Origin of the sequence: Pseudomonas sp. HT11 (assembly GCF_044875395.1) — a bacterium.
Lineage (GTDB): Bacteria > Pseudomonadota > Gammaproteobacteria > Pseudomonadales > Pseudomonadaceae > Aquipseudomonas.
In genome coordinates this window covers 3,206,409-3,223,826 of record NZ_CP173217.1, presented here as the reverse complement: position 1 = coordinate 3,223,826, position 17,418 = coordinate 3,206,409, and the positions used below count along the sequence as shown (strand labels likewise).

The 17,418-nt window shown below is 58.6% G+C and carries 22 protein-coding genes; 9 read left to right on the top strand and 13 right to left on the bottom strand.

What is annotated here, in order from left to right; all coding sequences use genetic code 11:
• The 4 genes from modB to ABWL43_RS14750 all read right to left on the bottom strand — a co-directional run bounded on the left by modB (position 1) and on the right by ABWL43_RS14750 (position 3,621).
• Complete coding sequence (gene modB, locus ABWL43_RS14765) at positions 1 to 681, bottom strand: molybdate ABC transporter permease subunit (protein WP_404482932.1); 681 nt, start codon at positions 679 to 681, stop codon at positions 1 to 3.
• Entirely contained in the window at positions 682 to 1,455 is a 774-nt protein-coding gene (gene modA / locus ABWL43_RS14760; protein ID WP_369302913.1) for a molybdate ABC transporter substrate-binding protein, read from the bottom strand.
• Between the two features lie 113 nt (positions 1,456 to 1,568).
• Positions 1,569 to 2,633 (bottom strand): NAD(P)H-dependent flavin oxidoreductase, encoded by a 1,065-nt coding sequence (locus tag ABWL43_RS14755; protein WP_404482931.1) that lies wholly within the window; start codon positions 2,631 to 2,633, stop codon positions 1,569 to 1,571.
• Between the two features lie 109 nt (positions 2,634 to 2,742).
• Entirely contained in the window at positions 2,743 to 3,621 is an 879-nt protein-coding gene (locus tag ABWL43_RS14750; RefSeq protein ID WP_404482930.1) for an alpha/beta fold hydrolase, read from the bottom strand.
• Between the two features lie 174 nt (positions 3,622 to 3,795).
• Here ABWL43_RS14750 and ABWL43_RS14745 point away from each other — a divergent pair, with 174 nt between their 5' ends.
• Positions 3,796 to 4,386 (top strand): CGNR zinc finger domain-containing protein, encoded by a 591-nt coding sequence (locus ABWL43_RS14745; RefSeq protein WP_404482929.1) that lies wholly within the window; start codon positions 3,796 to 3,798, stop codon positions 4,384 to 4,386.
• A gap of 127 nt (positions 4,387 to 4,513) precedes the next feature.
• On the opposite strand, the gene ada is transcribed toward ABWL43_RS14745, so the two are convergent.
• The 4 genes from ada to ABWL43_RS14725 all read right to left on the bottom strand — a co-directional run bounded on the left by ada (position 4,514) and on the right by ABWL43_RS14725 (position 6,797).
• Positions 4,514 to 5,557: a bifunctional DNA-binding transcriptional regulator/O6-methylguanine-DNA methyltransferase Ada gene (gene ada, locus ABWL43_RS14740; RefSeq protein WP_145160891.1), complete on the bottom strand. Its 1,044-nt coding sequence runs from the start codon at positions 5,555 to 5,557 to the stop codon at positions 4,514 to 4,516.
• A gap of 75 nt (positions 5,558 to 5,632) precedes the next feature.
• Complete coding sequence (gene alkB / locus ABWL43_RS14735) at positions 5,633 to 6,298, bottom strand: DNA oxidative demethylase AlkB (protein ID WP_404482928.1); 666 nt, start codon at positions 6,296 to 6,298, stop codon at positions 5,633 to 5,635.
• A 3-nt stretch (positions 6,299 to 6,301) separates the two neighbouring features.
• Positions 6,302 to 6,469, bottom strand: a complete 168-nt coding sequence (locus tag ABWL43_RS14730) for a hypothetical protein (RefSeq protein ID WP_164487941.1) — start codon at positions 6,467 to 6,469, stop codon at positions 6,302 to 6,304.
• Positions 6,470 to 6,494: 25 nt separating this feature from the next.
• Positions 6,495 to 6,797, bottom strand: a complete 303-nt coding sequence (locus tag ABWL43_RS14725) for a DUF1883 domain-containing protein (protein ID WP_003173824.1) — start codon at positions 6,795 to 6,797, stop codon at positions 6,495 to 6,497.
• A gap of 212 nt (positions 6,798 to 7,009) precedes the next feature.
• Here ABWL43_RS14725 and ABWL43_RS14720 point away from each other — a divergent pair, with 212 nt between their 5' ends.
• Both ABWL43_RS14720 and ABWL43_RS14715 read left to right on the top strand, forming a co-directional pair.
• Positions 7,010 to 7,360 carry a hypothetical protein gene (locus tag ABWL43_RS14720; protein WP_106579154.1) on the top strand — a complete coding sequence of 117 codons (351 nt, stop codon included), beginning with the start codon at positions 7,010 to 7,012 and terminating at the stop codon, positions 7,358 to 7,360.
• Positions 7,361 to 7,639: 279 nt separating this feature from the next.
• On the top strand, positions 7,640 to 7,870 hold the full coding sequence (locus tag ABWL43_RS14715; protein WP_145160887.1) for a hypothetical protein: 231 nt from the start codon (positions 7,640 to 7,642) through the stop codon (positions 7,868 to 7,870).
• Positions 7,871 to 7,878: 8 nt separating this feature from the next.
• On the opposite strand, the gene ABWL43_RS14710 is transcribed toward ABWL43_RS14715, so the two are convergent.
• On the bottom strand, positions 7,879 to 8,163 hold the full coding sequence (locus ABWL43_RS14710; protein WP_145160885.1) for a hypothetical protein: 285 nt from the start codon (positions 8,161 to 8,163) through the stop codon (positions 7,879 to 7,881).
• 145 nt (positions 8,164 to 8,308) lie between these two features.
• Positions 8,309 to 8,494, bottom strand: coding sequence for a hypothetical protein (locus tag ABWL43_RS14705; RefSeq protein WP_028616218.1), 186 nt, complete (start codon positions 8,492 to 8,494; stop codon positions 8,309 to 8,311).
• Between the two features lie 309 nt (positions 8,495 to 8,803).
• On the opposite strand from ABWL43_RS14705, the gene galU reads away from it, so the two are divergent.
• Both galU and gorA read left to right on the top strand, forming a co-directional pair.
• Positions 8,804 to 9,643 carry a UTP--glucose-1-phosphate uridylyltransferase GalU gene (galU, locus tag ABWL43_RS14700; RefSeq protein ID WP_003230743.1) on the top strand — a complete coding sequence of 280 codons (840 nt, stop codon included), beginning with the start codon at positions 8,804 to 8,806 and terminating at the stop codon, positions 9,641 to 9,643.
• A gap of 104 nt (positions 9,644 to 9,747) precedes the next feature.
• Positions 9,748 to 11,106, top strand: coding sequence for a glutathione-disulfide reductase (gorA, locus tag ABWL43_RS14695; RefSeq protein WP_404482927.1), 1,359 nt, complete (start codon positions 9,748 to 9,750; stop codon positions 11,104 to 11,106).
• On the opposite strand, the gene ABWL43_RS14690 is transcribed toward gorA, so the two are convergent.
• Entirely contained in the window at positions 11,107 to 12,114 is a 1,008-nt protein-coding gene (locus tag ABWL43_RS14690; protein WP_404482926.1) for a DNA-binding protein, read from the bottom strand.
• A gap of 170 nt (positions 12,115 to 12,284) precedes the next feature.
• Between ABWL43_RS14690 and ABWL43_RS14685 the strand changes: the two genes are divergently transcribed.
• The 3 genes from ABWL43_RS14685 to ahpF all read left to right on the top strand — a co-directional run bounded on the left by ABWL43_RS14685 (position 12,285) and on the right by ahpF (position 15,607).
• Complete coding sequence (locus tag ABWL43_RS14685) at positions 12,285 to 13,217, top strand: site-specific integrase (protein WP_404482925.1); 933 nt, start codon at positions 12,285 to 12,287, stop codon at positions 13,215 to 13,217.
• Positions 13,218 to 13,350: 133 nt separating this feature from the next.
• Positions 13,351 to 13,914: an alkyl hydroperoxide reductase subunit C gene (gene ahpC, locus ABWL43_RS14680; protein WP_053255965.1), complete on the top strand. Its 564-nt coding sequence runs from the start codon at positions 13,351 to 13,353 to the stop codon at positions 13,912 to 13,914.
• Positions 13,915 to 14,041: 127 nt separating this feature from the next.
• Entirely contained in the window at positions 14,042 to 15,607 is a 1,566-nt protein-coding gene (gene ahpF, locus ABWL43_RS14675) for an alkyl hydroperoxide reductase subunit F (RefSeq protein WP_145160876.1), read from the top strand.
• 63 nt (positions 15,608 to 15,670) lie between these two features.
• On the opposite strand, the gene gloA is transcribed toward ahpF, so the two are convergent.
• Positions 15,671 to 16,192 carry a lactoylglutathione lyase gene (gene gloA, locus ABWL43_RS14670; protein WP_106579161.1) on the bottom strand — a complete coding sequence of 174 codons (522 nt, stop codon included), beginning with the start codon at positions 16,190 to 16,192 and terminating at the stop codon, positions 15,671 to 15,673.
• A gap of 198 nt (positions 16,193 to 16,390) precedes the next feature.
• Between gloA and ABWL43_RS14665 the strand changes: the two genes are divergently transcribed.
• Positions 16,391 to 16,927, top strand: coding sequence for a DUF4946 domain-containing protein (locus ABWL43_RS14665; protein ID WP_404488415.1), 537 nt, complete (start codon positions 16,391 to 16,393; stop codon positions 16,925 to 16,927).
• 112 nt (positions 16,928 to 17,039) lie between these two features.
• On the opposite strand, the gene ABWL43_RS14660 is transcribed toward ABWL43_RS14665, so the two are convergent.
• A complete protein-coding gene (locus tag ABWL43_RS14660; RefSeq protein ID WP_145160874.1) occupies positions 17,040 to 17,405 on the bottom strand; it encodes a histone-like nucleoid-structuring protein, MvaT/MvaU family in 366 nt (121 codons plus the stop codon).
• Positions 17,406 to 17,418: the final 13 nt, after the last annotated feature.

Here is a 17,418-nt window from a genome sequence, read left to right as displayed (position 1 = left end):
TCAGCTCCAGGCCATCTTGGTTTTACGGCTGGAGTAAAGCGCCAGCAATACGAGGAAGGCGAACACCACCATGGAGCCGGCCAGCCAGTGCGCCTGGGCGTATTCCATGGCTTCGACGTGGTCGTAGATCTGCACCGAGACCACGCGGGTTTTGTTGGGGATATTGCCGCCGATCATCAGCACCACGCCGAATTCACCGACGGTATGCGCAAAGCCGAGAATCGACGCGGTGATAAACCCCGGGCGGGCCAGGGGCAGGATCACCGTGAAAAAGGTATCCCACGGGTTGGCGCGCAAGGTTGCGGCCACTTCCAGGGGGCGAGTACCGATGGCGCCGAAGGCGTTTTGCAACGGCTGCACCACAAACGGCATGGAGTAGATCACCGAACCCAGTACCAGCCCGGTGAAGCTGAAGGTCAGGGTGCCCAGGCCCAGCCATTGGGTGAATTGGCCGAAATAGCCATTGGGGCCCATGGTCAACAGCAGGTAAAACCCGATGACCGTCGGCGGCAATACCAACGGCAGGGCGACGATTGCGCCGATGGGGCCGCGCCACCAGGAACGGGTGCGCGACAGCCACAGCGCAATCGGAGTGCCGATGACCAGCAGGATCACGGTGGTCAGTGACGCCAGTTTGAGGGTCAACCAGATCGCGGAAAAATCGGCACTCGACAGCGGCATTTACTGGCCCAGCTCGTAACCGTAGGACTTGATCACCGCAGCGGCTTTCGGGCCTTTGAGGTAGTCGACCAGGGCTTTGGCTGCGGCGCTGTCCTTGCCTTTGGTGAGGATCACCGCGTCTTGCTTGATTGGATCGTGCAGCGAGGCGGGCACAATCCACGCCGAACCGCGGGTGACTTTGCCGTCCTTGTAGATCTGCGACAGGGCGACGAAGCCCAGTTCAGCGTTGCCGGTGGAGACGAACTGGAAGGCTTGGGTGATGTTCTGCCCGGTGACCAGCTTGTCTGCGACCTGCTCGCTCAGACCTTCCTTGGCCAGCACTTGAGTGGCGGCGAGGCCGTAAGGTGCAGTTTTGGGGTCGGCGATGGACAAGTGCTGGTACTGGTTGTTCTTCAGCACCTCGCCTTTGGCATCGACGTAGCCTGGCTTGGCCGACCACAGCGCCAGGGTGCCGACCGCGTAGGTAAAGCGCGAACCTTTGACGGTCGCGCCTTCGTCATCGAGCTTTTTGGGGGTGGTGTCGTCTGCGCTGAGGAACACTTCGAACGGCGCGCCGTTCTTGATCTGCGTATAGAACTGGCCGGTGGCGCCGTAGGCCGCAATCAGTTTGTGGCCGGTGTCTTTCTCGAAGTCGGCGGCGATTGCCTGGATCGGCGCGGTGAAGTTGGCGGCCACGGCCACCTGCACTTCGTCGGCCTGCGCCGAGCCCAGGGCAAAGGCGGCGATCAGGGTGGCGAGGGCTGTGGGGGCCAGGCGTGAGGCGCGGATCATCATGAAGCAGCTCCTTTGAGGCTGTACGGCTCGTTATAGATAGAAGGCTTTACCGCTATGTAGGGGAATATATAGCGGTTGGCCATCGCCGGTACAGCGCAAAGTTGCCCCTGACGTCAGTTCTGCTTGAGCTTTGCCAGCGCCTGCGCGGCCAGCTCGCGAGTCAGGTCATAAGTGGATGCATCTTTGCACAGGCGCAGTGCCTGGCCCGACCACAGGTTGCTGAAACCCGCCTCGTCCTTGGCCTTGAGCGGCATCAGGGCACCGCCGGAAGTGGGGAAGGCAGGCGCTGCCGGATTGATCGCGCCCAGTTCACGCATCACGCGGTTGACGATGCCTCGCGCCGGCCGGCCGGTGAACAGGTTAGTCAGCGCGGTTTCGCTGGCCTGGGCACGACGCAGCTCAGCGGCGTGGGAGGCGCTGACGTTGGCTTCGGGCGTAAACAGGTAGGCGGTGCCGATTTGTACGGCTGATGCGCCCAGAGCAAGGGCCGCGACGATGCCGCGCGCATCAGCAATACCGCCGGCCGCAATCACGGGCACGCTGACGGCGTCGACGATTTGCGGTACCAGCGCCATCAAGCCGATCTGGGTATTGAGGTCGTCGCTGAGAAACATGCCACGATGCCCGCCGGCCTCAATGCCCATCGCAATAATTGCATCGCACCCATGCTGTTCCAGCCAGACCGCTTCTTCCACGGTGGTGGCGGATGACAGCACTTTGGCGCCGGTGGCTTTTACCCGGTCGAGCAAGGTTTTTTCCGGCAGGCCAAAGTGAAAACTCACCACCTCGGGGCGGAACGCCTCGACCACCTGGCAGGCGGCCTCGTTAAACGGCGCGCGGTTGGAAACGGGTGTTGGCGCATCAAAATCGGCGCCCAGTTCGCGGTAGTAGGGTTGCAACAGGTCCTTCCAGCGCCGGTCGCCGGCCTCATCGGCGTCGGGCGGTTGATGGCAGAAGAAATTCACGTTGATGGGGCGCGTACTTGCCTGGCGGATCGTGCTCAAGGCTTCGCGCAGTTGCTCGATGGTCAGCGCTGCGGCGGGCATCGAGCCCAGCGCACCCGCTTGATTGGCGGCAATCACCATGGCGGCGGTCGTAGCGCCGGCCATGGGGGCCTGGATGATGGGCAGTTGAATGCCCAGCAGGTCGATGATTCGCGAGTCTGGCCAGGTGCTCATGGGATGCGTCTCCAGCGTGAGTAGGACTTTGCGCTGTTTTAACAGGGCCATTGGCACCCGGCCAGTGCGTATTATTCACTGGACGAGAGCAGGGTTTCGTGCAGCGCCATCAGTCGATGGCATGCCCCAGCACCGCGTGAATACGCTCGGCAATATGGGCCACATGGGTTTCCAGGGCGAAGTGGCCGGTGTCCAGCAGTTCAACCACCGCGTTGGCGTTGTCGCCCTTGTAGGCATGGGCGCCAGGCGGGATAAAAAACGGATCGTTCTGACCCCAGATCACCAGCGTCGGCACCTGGCTGGCTTTGAAAAATGCCTGGAACGCCTGGTACAGCGTGAGGTTATTGCGGTAGTCGAGAAACAGGTCCAGCTGGATTTCGTCGTTGCCCGGGCGTTGCATCAACAGCACGTCCAGCATGTAGGACTCCGGTGCGACCAACTCCGGCTGACTCACTCCATGCAAGTACTGGTAGCGCGTGCCTTCCAGGCTGATGACCGCGTTGCGGATCACCTCGCGATTGGCTGCGCTCGCGTCCGCCCAGTAGGCGCGAATCGGCGCCCAGGCATCGCCCAGCCCTTCCAGATACGCGTTGCCGTTTTGCGAGACCAGCGCGCTGACCCGTTCCGGATGCGCCACCGCCAGGCGCAGGCCCACGGGTGCTCCGTAATCGAAAACGTACAGGGCGTAGCGGCTCAGTTTCAGCGCATCGACGAAATGCCCGATGCTGATCGCCAGGTTATCGAAGCTGTACTGGTAATCGCGCTCGACGGGCACCTCGGTGAAGCCGAAACCTGGCAAATCGGGCGCGATGACCCGATAGCGCGTGGCGAGCAGCGGGATGAGGTTGCGGTACATATGCGACGAGCTGGGGAACCCGTGCAGCAGCAACATGACCGGAGCCGAAGGATCGCCGGCTTCACGGTAGAACACGCGCACACCATCGACATCAACGTGCTGGTAGCGAACGACGGGGGTTGCGATAGACATGATGAGGACACCTTTTGTAACTGGATTGGTTGGTAATACGGGTTACTGATTTAGAGGCTGCGCCCAAATCTGTAACCTGTCAAACCAGTTATTGAGGTTATCAATTGTTGAGTCTGTAACTATCCAAAGACAAAAATAGCGGTTACGATTGCGCGGTGCTCAAGAGGACAAACCATGGCCACCCTTACGCCCCATGCCCCACCATCACAACCCTATGTACTGGCCGACGAGCCGGTGCTGGACATGCTCAATACCCTGGCGACTGTCGACGGCCAGCCAGTGGATTTCTGGCACACCGACGCCGACGTTGCGCATTGGCTGGTGCGCCTGGAGTGGGTAGCGCAAGCGAGCATTCCCACGTTCGAAGAAGGTGCTTTGCTGGGGGCTGCACGCCAACTGCGCGAGGTGATCCGTGAACTGGTGGCCGCGCGCAAGAGCGGTGAGACGGGCAATCCGGCGGCGCTCAACAGTTTTTTACGCAAGGCGGTCAGCTATCCGCAGTTGGTCTGGCCTGTGTCCGGGCAGCCTCAACTGGAGCGCCAGCGCAAGCAACAGACGGCGGAGCAGTTTTTGTCGCCGATTGCCGAAGCAGCGGCTCAGTTATTGGTGGCCGGTGATTTCAGCTTGATTCGCCGCTGCGAGCATCCGGAATGTGTTCTGTGGTTTTATGACCGGACCAAAGCGCACAAGCGCCGTTGGTGCAGCATGGCGCTGTGTGGCAACCGGCATAAGGTTGCGCAGTTCCGTAAACGCAAGGCCCTGTAAGCGCACACTGACGCTTTAAAAGAAGAGGGCAGTGCAAGAAATTTCGGGTGGCCGGGCTCAACGTGCGCACACGTAATGTGGATGAGGCCCAGCCTGCAGCGCACAAAATCGGTGCGGCGCTGAGTCTTTACTGACTTTCCCGTTCCAGCAGCTGCCGCTTGCGCTCAACGCCCCAACGGTACCCGGAGAGCTCGCCATTGCTGCGTACGACGCGATGGCAGGGGATCGCCACAGCCAGGTGATTGGCGCCACAGGCCTGGGCCACCGCACGAAAGGATGTGGGCGCGCCGATGCGCTGGGCGATCTGCGCGTAGCTGGCCGTGCTGCCCACCGGAATGTCGCGCAGTGCCCGCCACACGCGCTCCTGAAAGGCGGTTCCGCGCAAGTCCAGGGGCAAATCCAGGCCCAGCGCCGGTGCTTCGACGAAGCCCACGACCTGGGCGATCAATTGTTCGAAATGCCGATCCGCACCCACCAACTCGGCCTTGGGAAATTGATCCTGCAGGTCGCGCACCAGCGTGTCCGGATCGTCCCCCAGCAAAATCGCACACACGCCCCGTTGGCTCTGCGCCACCAGAATGGCCCCCAGCGAGCACTGACCCACGGCAAAATGGATCTCGCTGTTAGTGCCACCGGCCTTGTAATCGCTGGGTTTCATGCCGAGTAACTGATCGGCGGACTCATAAAAGCGGCTGTTTGAGTTAAAGCCTGCGTCGTACACCGCGTCCGTCACGGAATGCTCGCCCTTGAGGCCAACACGCACTTTGCGCGAGCGAAGGGCGCTGGCGTAGCCCTTGGGCGTCAGGCCGGTGATGGCTTTGAAGACGCGATGGAAATGGAACGAACTCAAGCCTGCCAGGCGCGCAAGTGCGTCCAGGCTGGGCGGCGTTTCGGCCTGTTCTATATGCCGGCACGCGTCGGCGACTATCTGCGCGTGGTGCGCGGCCAATTGGGTCTGGTCGCCCGCGGCGCGTTTACTCGGCCTATAACCCGCCGCTTCGGCCTGCGCGGGGCTGTCAAAAAATTCGACGTTCTCCGGCCGTGGCAAGCGGGAGGCGCTGCTAGGGCGGCAATAAACGCCGGTGGTTTTTACGCCGTAGACAAACAGCGCGTCAGCCTTGGCGTCGCGGGCGACGATGGCGGCCCAGCGAGGGTCTTGTTGGTTGTTCATGGCCTGCACTCTTGACGGGTCACGGGCAGATTAACCGCGCAGGTTGCGCTCGACACTCCGAAGCTTGCGGTCAAATCAACCGGCCGTGCGAAACGTCAGGTTGATTCGTTGCGGGCCCATCACCGGATGCACGCCTTCCTTGATCGGCATCACCCCATGAAAACGTAACCGATCGACGCCACCCCAGACCACGACATCGCCGTGAAACAACGAGATTTTCTGCGTGCGGTTACCACGCTCATGCCCGCCGAACAGGAAAATGGCGGGCAGCCCGAGGGACACGGACACCACCGGGGCGCTATAGCAACGTTCGTTTTTGTCCTGGTGCAGGGACATTTTGGCCCCGGGCACATAACGGTTGATCAGGCAGGCATCCGGGGAGAAGTCATTGAAGCCGGCCTCTGCGGCTGCAAGCTTGGCAAGCTCGCGCAAAGCGTCCGGCATCGCCGGCCAGGGTTGGCGGCTGCGCGGATCAACCGGGCTGTATCGATAGCCGGAGCTGTCGGTGGTCCAGCCCAGTGCGCCGCAACTGCTCAGGGCCGCCGACATGGTAAATCCACCGGGTGTGACCATCTGCCGGAACGGTGATTGAGCCAATACGCGCCGCAGTTCAGGTAGCAAGCGATCAATCCAGGGCAGGGCATAGCCCCTCAGCACGTAAGACTCTTCGCCGATCTGCTCGCGCCCGGCCGGTTGTTGCAGCGCATCGTCGGCGAACAGATCCGCCGTAGGGCCGGACATCGCTTACAGCGCCTTGCTCACGGTGATGTCGGTGATTTCGTCACTGGCATCGTGGATTTTCGCCAGCGCCTGCTGGGCTTCTTCGACACTGTTGGTGTGCAATTGCGCGAACTCAAAGCGACGTTCGCCGTTGAGTTTGTACTTGATGACGTATTTGGTTGTGGTAGTCACAGTGTTTTCCTGTCGAGTGTTCGGGTCAGCTCAGTTTGGTACTGGTGCGGCGAACGATGCGAATCTTGTGAGACAGCGCTGGCTTACGCGTGACGCTGATGGCGCGGCGTGTCACTACATCCAGGGTGATGTTCCAGAAACCGGTGCTGGGTGCGGTGATTTTTGCCGGAAATTTGTCGAACGCGCCGCCGTGATAAGTGTGGCGGCCACCGTTCTTGAAGCTGCGAAAATTGGCGTCGCTCATCAGGCGAATGTTGCACGTTTGTGAGCATTCGATGACAACGATGTCGCCCTCGTTGAGGTGCTCGCGCTGGTGGATGAATTTCATGGGGTGTCTCCAGAAGGGCTTTTTCTGAAAAATCAGAATGATACGTAGGTTAAGATAGAGTTTATCAGCCCCAGCGCGTTTATTATCGGGTCGTCGTCGACGACTTCGACAATTTAAAACAGTTATTTCCCGAGTTTTTAGAGATAAATCCTACATTGGCGGGAGAAATCTACTCTCTACGCTGTCGTAGGATCTTTATCGGAGGTTTAAGTATGAAGTGGAGTGTGTTGGTTCTGGCCCTGGCCTTAGGTGGGTGTGCTTCGGTTGCAGATATCAAGCAGACCCCGCCAACATTGGTGGTTATTTCAGGTAAAAAACCGCCGGAATATGCCGCGTGTGTCGTGCGCAAGCTCGCCGCCACCCGCAGACCGCCGCAGATCGAACCGCACAAGGACGGTGTACAGGTGATTGTGCCGCAAAAATTCTCGGCTGATCCGTCGGCGATCTTCGAGATTGAAGAACGCTCCAGCGGCAGCAGTATCAAACTTTATGAAAGCATGTCGAACGTGCCCATTCGACCTGGTGATGTGAAGAAAGCCGCAGAGGATTGCATCTCCGGCTGAGCCCCAGGCTCATTGGCGCTTGAATCCGATAAGAAAGCCTGACGCTGCAGTGCAGCTCAGGCTTTTTTTTGCCGTGCATTTGGGTGTGGTCGCGAAAGGTCCATTCCCCTATCACTTGCAAGCTTATGCGCTTGTGATCTAAGCCTATAACTATAAAGATGGATCGGTGATGAGCGTGTTGATCGGGCAAAGCATCCGTTAAACTGTCGGGTATTCAATGCAAAAAATGCCGCGCAACCCTAACGATTGCGTGGCATTTGTCTTTTTCTGGGAACCGTCATGAAGCGTGAACACGTCAAAGCCCACCAGGCCGAGGGTCAAATTTCGGCCACCCATGTCATTCAGAATCCTGCCGATCTTGGCGAGTGGATCGTGTTTTTCAAAAAAAGCGGCGGACGCAGTTTTTTTCTGGTGGACGAGCAGGATGAAGTCGAGTCATTCGCGCGTCTGGATGACCTCATCGAGCTTCTGCGCGGGCTGGGCATCAAGTTCGCCGAAATTCACCTGTAGCCGTCTGGCTATTTGCACACGACCACTACGCTTCGGCTCTTGAAGTTGCCTACGTCTTTGCCCAGGGTCTTGTCGTCTTCCTTGAGCGAGGGCGTGCCTTCGGTGCCGACGATACGGTAGCCGGTGCCCGCGCAGGAGGCGTCGGCTTTCTCGTAGCAGCTGGCCCACGAGTTGGCTTCGCCCGAGCAGTCGATGGTCAGGCCTTGCTCGCCATTTTTCAGGAAGGTATCGGAGGTGGTGGTGCAGCCGGTCATCAGCGCCAGGGTTGCAGTCAGTGCCAGAATCTTGTTCATGAGTTGAGTCGTCGTCGAGGGTGTTGGAGGGAGCGCTGACACTGTCGTGGGGCGTTCGCAGCAGATTATAGCGAACTGCCACCTAGGTACAGACAAACACAAAAAAGCCCCGTCAATCGGGGCTTTTTGCGCAAGTCGCTGTGGCTTACTTGCCTTTGGGTCTTTTGCTCGATGCGTGGCCGGCTTCGTCCACAAATACTTCGGCTACCGCGATAGCCTGGCTTTCAGTCGGAAATACCCCGGCAACGCTGTCACCGTGAAAGTTGATCAAGTGCCAGCCGTCTGCTCGCTGTGTGATCAGGTAGCCGTTTACGCCTTTTGGTTCTGACATCTATTAACAATCTCGTGGTCTGGTTCAAGCGCGTCATGATAGCGCCAAATGCCGGGGGAAAGCGCAAGTTGTTGCAGGTCAGTGTGACGCGCGGCAAAGCGTGCTAAAACAGTTATACCCCTTTTAATCATTGGGGGATGGCATGTTTTGCCGAACCGCTGGGCGAGCTCTTGGCAGGATCAGCGGAACTTACGCCGACATTTTTTCTCTATGATGACATCGCAACGCCAGCAGGACCCATTGTAAGGTGACTGCGGCCTCATTAGACTGCGCCGAATTCCGTACGCACAGCCCTTTGTAAGGACTCATATGATCAAGAAATGCTTGTTCCCAGCAGCCGGTTACGGCACTCGCTTCTTGCCAGCGACCAAAGCCATGCCCAAAGAGATGCTGCCGGTGGTGAACAAGCCACTGATTCAGTACGGCGTCGAAGAGGCATTGGATGCCGGTCTGAACGAAATCTCCATCGTCACCGGCCGTGGTAAGCGCGCACTCGAAGACCACTTCGACATCAGCTACGAGCTGGAAAACCAGATCAAGGGCACCGACAAGGAAAAATACCTGGTCGGTATCCGTAAATTGCTCGACGAGTGCTCGTTCTCCTACACCCGTCAAACCCAGATGAAAGGCCTCGGCCACGCGATCCTCACCGGCCGCCCGCTGATCGGTGACGAACCGTTTGCCGTGGTACTGGCGGACGACCTGTGCGTCAACCTGGAAGGCGACGGCGTACTGACCCAAATGGTCAAGCTGTACCAGAAATACCGTTGCACCATCGTTGCGGTGATGGAAGTCAATCCGGCAGAAACCAACAAGTACGGCGTGATCGCCGGTGACGACATTGGTGATGGCCTGATCCGCGTACGCGACATGGTCGAGAAGCCAGCGCCAGAAGACGCGCCGTCGAACCTCGCGATCATCGGCCGTTACATCCTCACCCCGGACATCTTCAAGCTGATCGAAGAAACCGAGCCAGGCAAGGGTGGCGAGATCCAGATCACCGACGCCCTGTTGAAGCAAGCCAAAGACGGTTGCGTGATTGCCTACAAGTTCAAAGGTCAGCGTTTCGACTGCGGTGGCGCTGAAGGCTACATCGAGGCGACCAACTTCTGCTACGAGCACTTCTACAAGACTGGCAAGGCTTACTGATTCACGCTTGCTGAGTGTTTTAAGAGAAAGCCACCCTCGGGTGGCTTTTTCGTTTTTCAGCCCCATCTAAATCGGTATGCTGATGACCTGCCGAGGAGAGTGAAATGGCCTACGATTTTGACCTGTATGTAATTGGCGCCGGTTCTGGCGGTGTTCGCGCGGCGCGTTTTGCCGCTGGCTTTGGCGCCAAGGTGGCCGTGGCGGAAAGCCGCTACCTGGGCGGCACGTGCGTTAACGTCGGTTGCGTACCGAAAAAACTGTTGGTGTACGGGGCGCATTTCGCCGAAGACTTCGAACAAGCGAGCGGTTTCGGCTGGTCGTTGGGTGAAGCTGACTTTGATTGGGCGACCCTGATCGCCAACAAGGATCGCGAAATCAACCGCCTCAATGGCATCTATCGCAACCTGCTGGTCAACAGTGGCGTGACCTTGCATGAAGGGCATGCGCGTCTGGTGGATCCGCACCAGGTAGAGATTAATGGCGAACGCTTTACCGCCAAGCACATCCTGATCGCTACAGGTGGCTGGCCACAGATTCCAGAGATTCCAGGGCGCGAACACGCTATTGGTTCGAATGAGGCATTCTTCCTCAAGGCGCTCCCCAAACGTGTGCTGGTGGTCGGCGGTGGCTACATTGCCGTTGAGTTCGCGGGCATTTTCCATGGCCTGGGCGCTCAGACCACGCTGCTGTATCGCGGCGATCTGTTCCTGCGCGGTTTCGACGGTTCAGTGCGCACCCATCTGAAGGAAGAGCTGACCAAGCGCGGCCTCGACCTGCAGTTCAACGCCGACATCGAGCGTATCGACAAGCAAGCCGATGGAAGCCTCAAGGCCACCTTGAAAGACGGCCGCGTGCTCGAGGCCGATTGCGTGTTCTACGCCACTGGCCGCCGCCCGATGCTGGACAACCTGGGCCTGGAAAATACTGGCGTCAAGCTGGACGAGCGCGGCTTCGTTGAGGTGGATGACCTGTACCAGACCGCTGAGTCGTCGATCCTGGCGATCGGCGATGTGATTGGTCGCGTGCAGTTGACGCCAGTGGCCCTGGCTGAAGGCATGGCGGTGGCGCGTCGTCTGTTCAAGCCCGAGCAGTACCGCCCGGTGGATTACGCGATGATCCCGACAGCGGTGTTCAGCCTGCCAAATATCGGCACTGTCGGCCTGACTGAAGAAGAAGCGAAAAAGAACGGCCACAAGGTGCAGATTTTCGAAAGCCGCTTCCGGCCTATGAAGCTGACGCTGACCGATTGCCAGGAAAAAACCATGATGAAGCTGGTGGTCGACGCCGACACCGACAAGGTGTTGGGTTGCCATATGGTCGGCCCGGATGCCGGCGAGATCGTGCAAGGCCTGGCGATCGCGCTCAAGGCGGGCGCGACCAAGCAGCATTTCGATGAAACCATCGGCGTGCACCCTACGGCGGCGGAAGAGTTCGTCACCATGCGCACGCCTGTGGCTGACTGATCAGGCTTGCGGTGTTGCCTCTGGCGCCGTTGCAACGGCGGCCGCCAGGCGCAATGCCTCGATACTGGCCTGGGCCTTGATAAGGTCCAGTTCCAGGGTTTTGTTGGCAAGCTGGTGTTCGGTCAGCGATTCCTGGCGCGATTGATTCTCCAGTACCGCCACCCGCAGGCGTTCCTGAAGCAGGGTGCGTTCGCTTTCAATCAGGTTTACCTGTTCGCCAAGCTTTTGCTGCAGGGCCTGGTCTTTGCGGGTTTGCGCTTGCAGCGCGGTCAGTTCCTTCATGGTCACGCGGTGTTCGATCAATAACCGCTCATTGTCGCGATGCAACTGCGTGATTTCGTCCTGGCGCACCATGGCGCTTTGCTGAGCCTGGCGCAGTTCCGCCTGCACTTGTTGCAGTTGGCCTTCGTGGCGTCGCTGTTCCTGCTCGCGCTGCTCCTTGATTGCAGTGCGGTAATGCTCCAGCGCCTCCCGCGCGTGCAGGTGTTTTTCTTCCAGTGATCGAATCTGTTCGTCCTTGTCCGCAATCCTTAACTCGTAATCGCTGCACGCCTGGCTGAGCCCGGCGTTGCGGGTTTGCTCGGTCTGCAGGCTGGTACTGGCGGTTTGCAGGGCGGCGCTTTCTTCTGCCAAGGCGGCGGCCTGGATATCAAATTGTTGCTTGAGCTCGGCGTGAGCCGCCTCCAGCGACTCCACCTGGGCGAGCAGGGCGGCTTTGTGCTGTTCGAACTGCGCCAAGGCCAAGTCGATAGGTTCCTGAGCCTTCTCTTTCAAACGTAAAGCCAGCCGTGCGACCAGTTCGCCGAGCTCGTCATCGATTGGCGCTTCGGTGATGGTCAGCCGGCTTTCGCTATCGTCCAATTCCTTCAAGTAGCGATGAATCGTGGTTTTCGAGCCGGTATTGCCCATCTCGATGCGCACCGCGTCGATGCTGGGGTTTTCGCCGCGGGCAAGGATCGCCAAGCGTGCCGTTTGAACTACTGCTTTGTTTATGCCGCCGCGAGCCATGGAGTCTCCGTCGATTTCGTACTGTGGTACAGGGTATGTATATACATACTGTAACATAAATAAAAACACGTTTAAATTCATGATTTAACAGATGGGATATTGGCGTATTATCCCGTGTCATAGCGGTTTTTAGCGCGGATTCACCTTGCAGCAGTACGAATAGGCCTTTCATGAGCGAACTGGATCGATACCTCAACGCCGCCACACGCGATAACACTCGCCGTAGTTACCGGGCCGCCATTGAGCACTTCGAGGTGAGTTGGGGCGGTTTCCTGCCGGCGACCAGCGACAGCATTGCGCGCTACCTGGTGGCGCATGCCGGCGTGCTGGCGGTAAACACCTTGAAGCTGCGGCTCTCGGCGTTGGCGCAATGGCACAGCAGCCAAGGGTTTCCCGACCCGACCAAGGCGCCGGTGGTGCGCAAGGTGCTCAAGGGCATTCGCGCGGTGCACCCGGCGCAGGAGAAGCAGGCCGAGCCGCTGCAACTCAAGCACCTCGAACAGGTGGTTGCATCGCTGGAGGCAGAAGCGCGACAGGCGAGCAGCGACCAGGACGCGCCTCGCTTGCTGCGCGCCAAGCGCGATACTGCGCTGATTTTGCTGGGCTTCTGGAGAGGGTTTCGCAGCGACGAGTTGTGCCGCCTGCACATCGAACACGTGCAAGCAGTGCCTGGCGCTGGCATCAGCCTGTACCTGCCACGCAGCAAAAGTGATCGCGACAACCTCGGCAAGACCTACCAGACCCCAGCGTTACTGCGGCTGTGCCCGGTACAGGCCTACAGCGACTGGCTCAGTGCTTCGGCGTTGGTGCGTGGCCCGGTGTTCCGCGGGATTGATCGCTGGGGCAACCTGGGCGAGGAGGGCTTGCACCCCAACAGCGTGATCCCGCTGCTGCGCCAGGCGCTGGAGCGCGCGGGCATTCCGGCCGATCAGTACACCAGCCACTCCCTGCGCCGAGGTTTCGCCACCTGGGCTCATCGTAGTGGCTGGGACTTGAAGTCGCTGATGAGTTATGTCGGTTGGAACGACATGAAATCTGCCATGCGCTATGTTGAAGCGACGCCCTTTCTTGGCATGACCTTGGCCACCCAACCGTTGATTTGAGATTTCTTCTATTAATACGGTTACCTGATAGGCAAAACCAATCGTCAGCATCAGGTTTGCCAATGAGCCAACGGTCAAGAGAGTGGGTAGGATTCACCTCATCAACTTCTTAACCCCTGACGGAGAGTCAACGATGCCTATCATCAACAGCCAAGTAAAACCGTTCAAAGCAACTGCTTACAAAAACGGCAACTTCGTAGACGTGTCGGACGCTGACCTGAAAGGCAAATGGTCTGTCGTGTTCTTCTACCCAGCCGACTTCACCTTCGTTTGCCCAACCGAGCTGGAAGACCTGGCTGACAACTACGCCGAATTCCAGAAACTGGGCGTCGAAATCTACAGCGTTTCCACCGACACCCACTTTGCCCACGCTGCCTGGCACAACACTTCGCCAGCCATCGGCAAAATCCAGTACACCATGATCGGCGACCCAACTCTGACCATCTCCCGCAACTTCGACGTACTGATCGAAGAAGCTGGCCTGGCAGACCGCGGTACCTTCGTGATCGACCCAGAAGGCAAGATCAAGATCGTTGAACTGAACGACGGTGGTGTTGGCCGTGACGCTTCCGAGCTGCTGCGCAAAATCAAGGCCGCTCAGTACGTAGCTGCCCACCCAGGCGAAGTATGCCCAGCCAAGTGGAAAGAAGGCGAAGCGACGTTGGCTCCATCCCTGGACCTGGTCGGCAAGATCTAAGTCTGTGAAGTATCAAGGGCGGAACTCCGCACTTAAGTAAGCTGCATCCGCCCTCAAAACGCCCGGGCGAGATTCGCTCGGGCGTTTTTTTGTCTGCAATAAACCGAATTAATAGGAAATCGCCCGTATGTTGGACGCCAATCTTAAAGCTCAGTTGAAGTCATACCTGGAACGGGTCACCCAGCCGATCGAGATCGTCGCCTCCCTCGACGACGGTGCGAAATCCCAGGAAATGCTTGCCCTTTTGCAAGACGTAACCAGCCTCACCACGCTGATTACTCTGAAAACCGATGGCGATGATGCGCGCAAGCCGTCGTTCTCCATCAACCGCCCGGGTGCCGATATCAGCCTGCGTTTCGCCGGCATCCCCATGGGCCATGAATTCACCTCCTTGGTGTTGGCATTGCTGCAAGTCGGCGGCCACCCCTCGAAGGCCAGTGTCGAAGTGATTGAACAAATCCGCGCCCTCAAAGGCGAGTTCAGCTTCGAGACGTACTTCTCGCTGTCCTGCCAGAACTGCCCCGACGTGGTCCAGGCATTGAACCTGATGGCCGTGCTCAACCCGAACATCCGCCACGTCGCCATCGACGGCGCGCTGTTCCAGGCTGAAGTCGATGAGCGCCAGATCATGGCGGTACCGAGCGTGTACCTTAATGGCGTGAACTTCGGTCAGGGCCGCATGGGCCTGGAAGAAATCCTCGCCAAGCTCGACACCAGCGGTATCGAAAAAGCCGCAGAAAAAATCAGCGCCAAAGACGCCTTTGATGTCCTGGTAGTCGGCGGTGGCCCAGCCGGTTCGGCGGCCGCTATCTACGCTGCACGTAAGGGCATCCGCACTGGTGTGGCGGCTGAACGCTTCGGCGGGCAAGTGCTGGACACCATGTCCATCGAGAACTTTATCTCGGTGCAGGAGACCGAAGGGCCGAAGCTGGCCAGCGCGCTTGAAGCCCACGTGCGTCAGTACGACGTGGACATCATGAACCTGCAGCGTGCCAGCAGCTTGATCCCTGCAAAAAACGCCGGTGACCTGCACGAGATTCGCTTCGAAAGCGGTGCGACCCTCAAGTCCAAGACCGTGATCCTTGCCACTGGCGCCCGCTGGCGCGAAATGGGTGTGCCGGGCGAGCAGGAATACAAAGCCAAGGGCGTGTGCTTCTGCCCGCACTGCGATGGTCCGCTGTTCAAAGGCAAGCGCGTGGCAGTGATCGGCGGGGGTAACTCCGGCGTTGAAGCGGCTATCGACCTGGCGGGTATCGTCAGCCATGTGACCTTGCTCGAGTTCGACAGCAAGCTGCGCGCTGACGCCGTGTTGCAGCGCAAGCTCTACAGCCTGCCGAACGTTGACGTGATCACCAGTGCCCTGACCAGTGAAGTCAAAGGTGATGGCCAGAAAGTCACTGGCCTGGCGTACAAGGACCGCGACAGTGGCGAGTTCAAGACCATTGACCTGGAAGGCATCTTTGTCCAGATCGGCTTGTTGCCCAACACCGACTGGCTCAAGGGCACGGTGGAGCTGACCCCGCGTGGCGAGATCATTGTCGACGCGCGTGGTGAAACCTCGCTGCCAGGTGTATTCGCCGCCGGTGACGTAACGACCGTACCGTACAAGCAAATCGTGATTGCGGTAGGCGAGGGCGCCAAGGCTTCCCTGAGCGCGTTCGATCACCTGATCCGCACGTCCGCACCTGCGTAAAGTCGGACCCGGAAATGAAAAACCCCATGAACGATCATGGGGTTTTTTTATGGCGCGAGGCTTTTACATGGGTGCTGGTTGAATAATCTCGACCCAGTACGCATCCGGGTCCTTGATGAAAGCCAGGCTTTTCATGCGGCCGTCGGTCAGGCGCTTCTGGAAGTCACAGCCCAGGGCTTCGAAACGTTCGCACGCAGCGACAATGTCCGGCACCGAAATGCAGATGTGGCCAAAGCCACGCGGGTCGGTGTTGCCGTTGTGGTACGCGAAGTCGGCATCGTTTTCGGTGCCGTGGTTGTGGGTCAGTTCCAGGATGCCCGGGATCGACTTCATCCACTGGGTGCGTTCAGCGGCGTCGGCCGGGATCTGGGCCTTGTCCACCAGGGCCAGGAAGTACAGGCTGAATTCGGCTTCCGGGAAGTCGCGCTTTTCAACCAGGGAAAACCCCAGGACGCGGGTGTAGAAATCCAGCGACTTGGTGATGTCTTTGACCCGCAGCATGGTGTGGTTGAACACGAAGTTCGTGGTGGCGGTGTCAGGCTGGGCAGTGACGCCCGGGAAAGTGTTCAGTTCGTGCAGGCTCATGGGCCCTCCAGAAAAAAATGGGGCAAACGCGACTTGAAATGATAGGCGCGGTCCGTTGGCTTGCGGCAAGCGTCCATGCAGCCGAGCCATGATACGCAAGGGCCGCCCAGTGCGCCAAATGAAAAAGGTCACGCAGCGCTTGCGACCAGCGGGTGCCGGGCTCAAACTTTGACGCTTGAACCTTGGGCGTTTTTTGCAATGATCGAATTTCGTAAATCGCTGTTGAGCTCGTTGTGTTTACTGCTGGTTAGCCCGTTCGTACTGGCGGCGGACCCGGAAATTCACTGGCCCAGTGGCTGGCAAGTCGAGGAAGTGGAGCCGGACGGCGAAGCACCGGTAAAACCCCAGGCCGTGTCTCGCCAGCGCGCGATCAAGAACGACGAAAATGGCAATACCTTGATGGTCATGGAGTTGACCGGCACACCGATCGAGGCGGGTCATAAAGTTAATCTTCAAGGCGTGTTGCTGGAAATGCGTAAATCCATCCAGAAAGATTTTGCCGGCAGCGGTTATCAAAGCGTGTGCACCAAGATGCACCCAACCACATTGAGCCGTCTTGATGCGTTGGAAACAACTTGCGTGATTACCGAGAATGGCCGACACGTGTTGTCGCAAACATTAGTCGGTGCGATAGATACCGACACAGCCTATGTTTTTTCATACGCCGGCCAAGCCCAAGCCTATGAGGCCAGCCAGAACGAAGTCGGATCGGTACGCGACAGCCTGAAACTTTGAAGGTGTCAGATTGATCGGATTTGAACAAAATGAAATGTTAGTTAAGTTCGTTTTCGAATCCTTAAACAAAAAAAGCCCCGCATCAGCGGGGCTTTTTGTTAGTGCAATGCGATCAGCCGCGAAGCCAGGAATCTACAGTGGCGGCGCCATACTGTTCTTTCCAGGCTTTGAGGCCGCGGTGGTTGCCGCCTTTGGTCTCGATCAGCTCGCCGGTGTGCGGGTTGTGGTAGACCTTGACCACACGTGCGCGGCGCTGTTTGGGGGCAGCGGACGTTGCAGCACCGGCCTTGGCAGGGTGTGGGTCAAGGATCGCGATGATGTCGCGCAGGCCTTTGCCGTAGTGTTTCATCAAGCCTTGCAGCTTTTCTTCGAATTCGATTTCTTTCTTCAGGCCGGCGTCGTTCTTCAGGGATTCCAGCTGGGCCAGCTGCTCTTGAAGGGCTTTTTCTGCTGCGCGAAATTCGGCGAGTCTGGACAAAATCTGTACTCCA

What these genes read in the sequence shown, in the direction of transcription:
- gorA (WP_404482927.1), top strand. Translation starts at nt 9,748, where the DNA reads ATGGCCTACGATTTTGACCTGTATGTAATTGGCGCCGGTTCTGGCGGT.
- ABWL43_RS14690 (WP_404482926.1), bottom strand. Translation starts at nt 12,114, where the DNA reads ATGGCTCGCGGCGGCATAAACAAAGCAGTAGTTCAAACGGCACGCTTG.
- ABWL43_RS14705 (WP_028616218.1), bottom strand. Translation starts at nt 8,494, where the DNA reads ATGTCAGAACCAAAAGGCGTAAACGGCTACCTGATCACACAGCGAGCA.
- ABWL43_RS14720 (WP_106579154.1), top strand. Translation starts at nt 7,010, where the DNA reads ATGAAGTGGAGTGTGTTGGTTCTGGCCCTGGCCTTAGGTGGGTGTGCT.
- ABWL43_RS14755 (WP_404482931.1), bottom strand. Translation starts at nt 2,633, where the DNA reads ATGAGCACCTGGCCAGACTCGCGAATCATCGACCTGCTGGGCATTCAA.
- ABWL43_RS14685 (WP_404482925.1), top strand. Translation starts at nt 12,285, where the DNA reads ATGAGCGAACTGGATCGATACCTCAACGCCGCCACACGCGATAACACT.
- ABWL43_RS14745 (WP_404482929.1), top strand. Translation starts at nt 3,796, where the DNA reads ATGGCCACCCTTACGCCCCATGCCCCACCATCACAACCCTATGTACTG.
- gloA (WP_106579161.1), bottom strand. Translation starts at nt 16,192, where the DNA reads ATGAGCCTGCACGAACTGAACACTTTCCCGGGCGTCACTGCCCAGCCT.
- ada (WP_145160891.1), bottom strand. Translation starts at nt 5,557, where the DNA reads ATGAACAACCAACAAGACCCTCGCTGGGCCGCCATCGTCGCCCGCGAC.
- ABWL43_RS14725 (WP_003173824.1), bottom strand. Translation starts at nt 6,797, where the DNA reads ATGAAATTCATCCACCAGCGCGAGCACCTCAACGAGGGCGACATCGTT.
- ABWL43_RS14715 (WP_145160887.1), top strand. Translation starts at nt 7,640, where the DNA reads ATGAAGCGTGAACACGTCAAAGCCCACCAGGCCGAGGGTCAAATTTCG.
- ABWL43_RS14665 (WP_404488415.1), top strand. Translation starts at nt 16,391, where the DNA reads ATGATCGAATTTCGTAAATCGCTGTTGAGCTCGTTGTGTTTACTGCTG.
- alkB (WP_404482928.1), bottom strand. Translation starts at nt 6,298, where the DNA reads ATGTCCGGCCCTACGGCGGATCTGTTCGCCGACGATGCGCTGCAACAA.
- ABWL43_RS14710 (WP_145160885.1), bottom strand. Translation starts at nt 8,163, where the DNA reads ATGAACAAGATTCTGGCACTGACTGCAACCCTGGCGCTGATGACCGGC.
- galU (WP_003230743.1), top strand. Translation starts at nt 8,804, where the DNA reads ATGATCAAGAAATGCTTGTTCCCAGCAGCCGGTTACGGCACTCGCTTC.
- ahpC (WP_053255965.1), top strand. Translation starts at nt 13,351, where the DNA reads ATGCCTATCATCAACAGCCAAGTAAAACCGTTCAAAGCAACTGCTTAC.
- ahpF (WP_145160876.1), top strand. Translation starts at nt 14,042, where the DNA reads ATGTTGGACGCCAATCTTAAAGCTCAGTTGAAGTCATACCTGGAACGG.
- modA (WP_369302913.1), bottom strand. Translation starts at nt 1,455, where the DNA reads ATGATGATCCGCGCCTCACGCCTGGCCCCCACAGCCCTCGCCACCCTG.
- ABWL43_RS14750 (WP_404482930.1), bottom strand. Translation starts at nt 3,621, where the DNA reads ATGTCTATCGCAACCCCCGTCGTTCGCTACCAGCACGTTGATGTCGAT.
- modB (WP_404482932.1), bottom strand. Translation starts at nt 681, where the DNA reads ATGCCGCTGTCGAGTGCCGATTTTTCCGCGATCTGGTTGACCCTCAAA.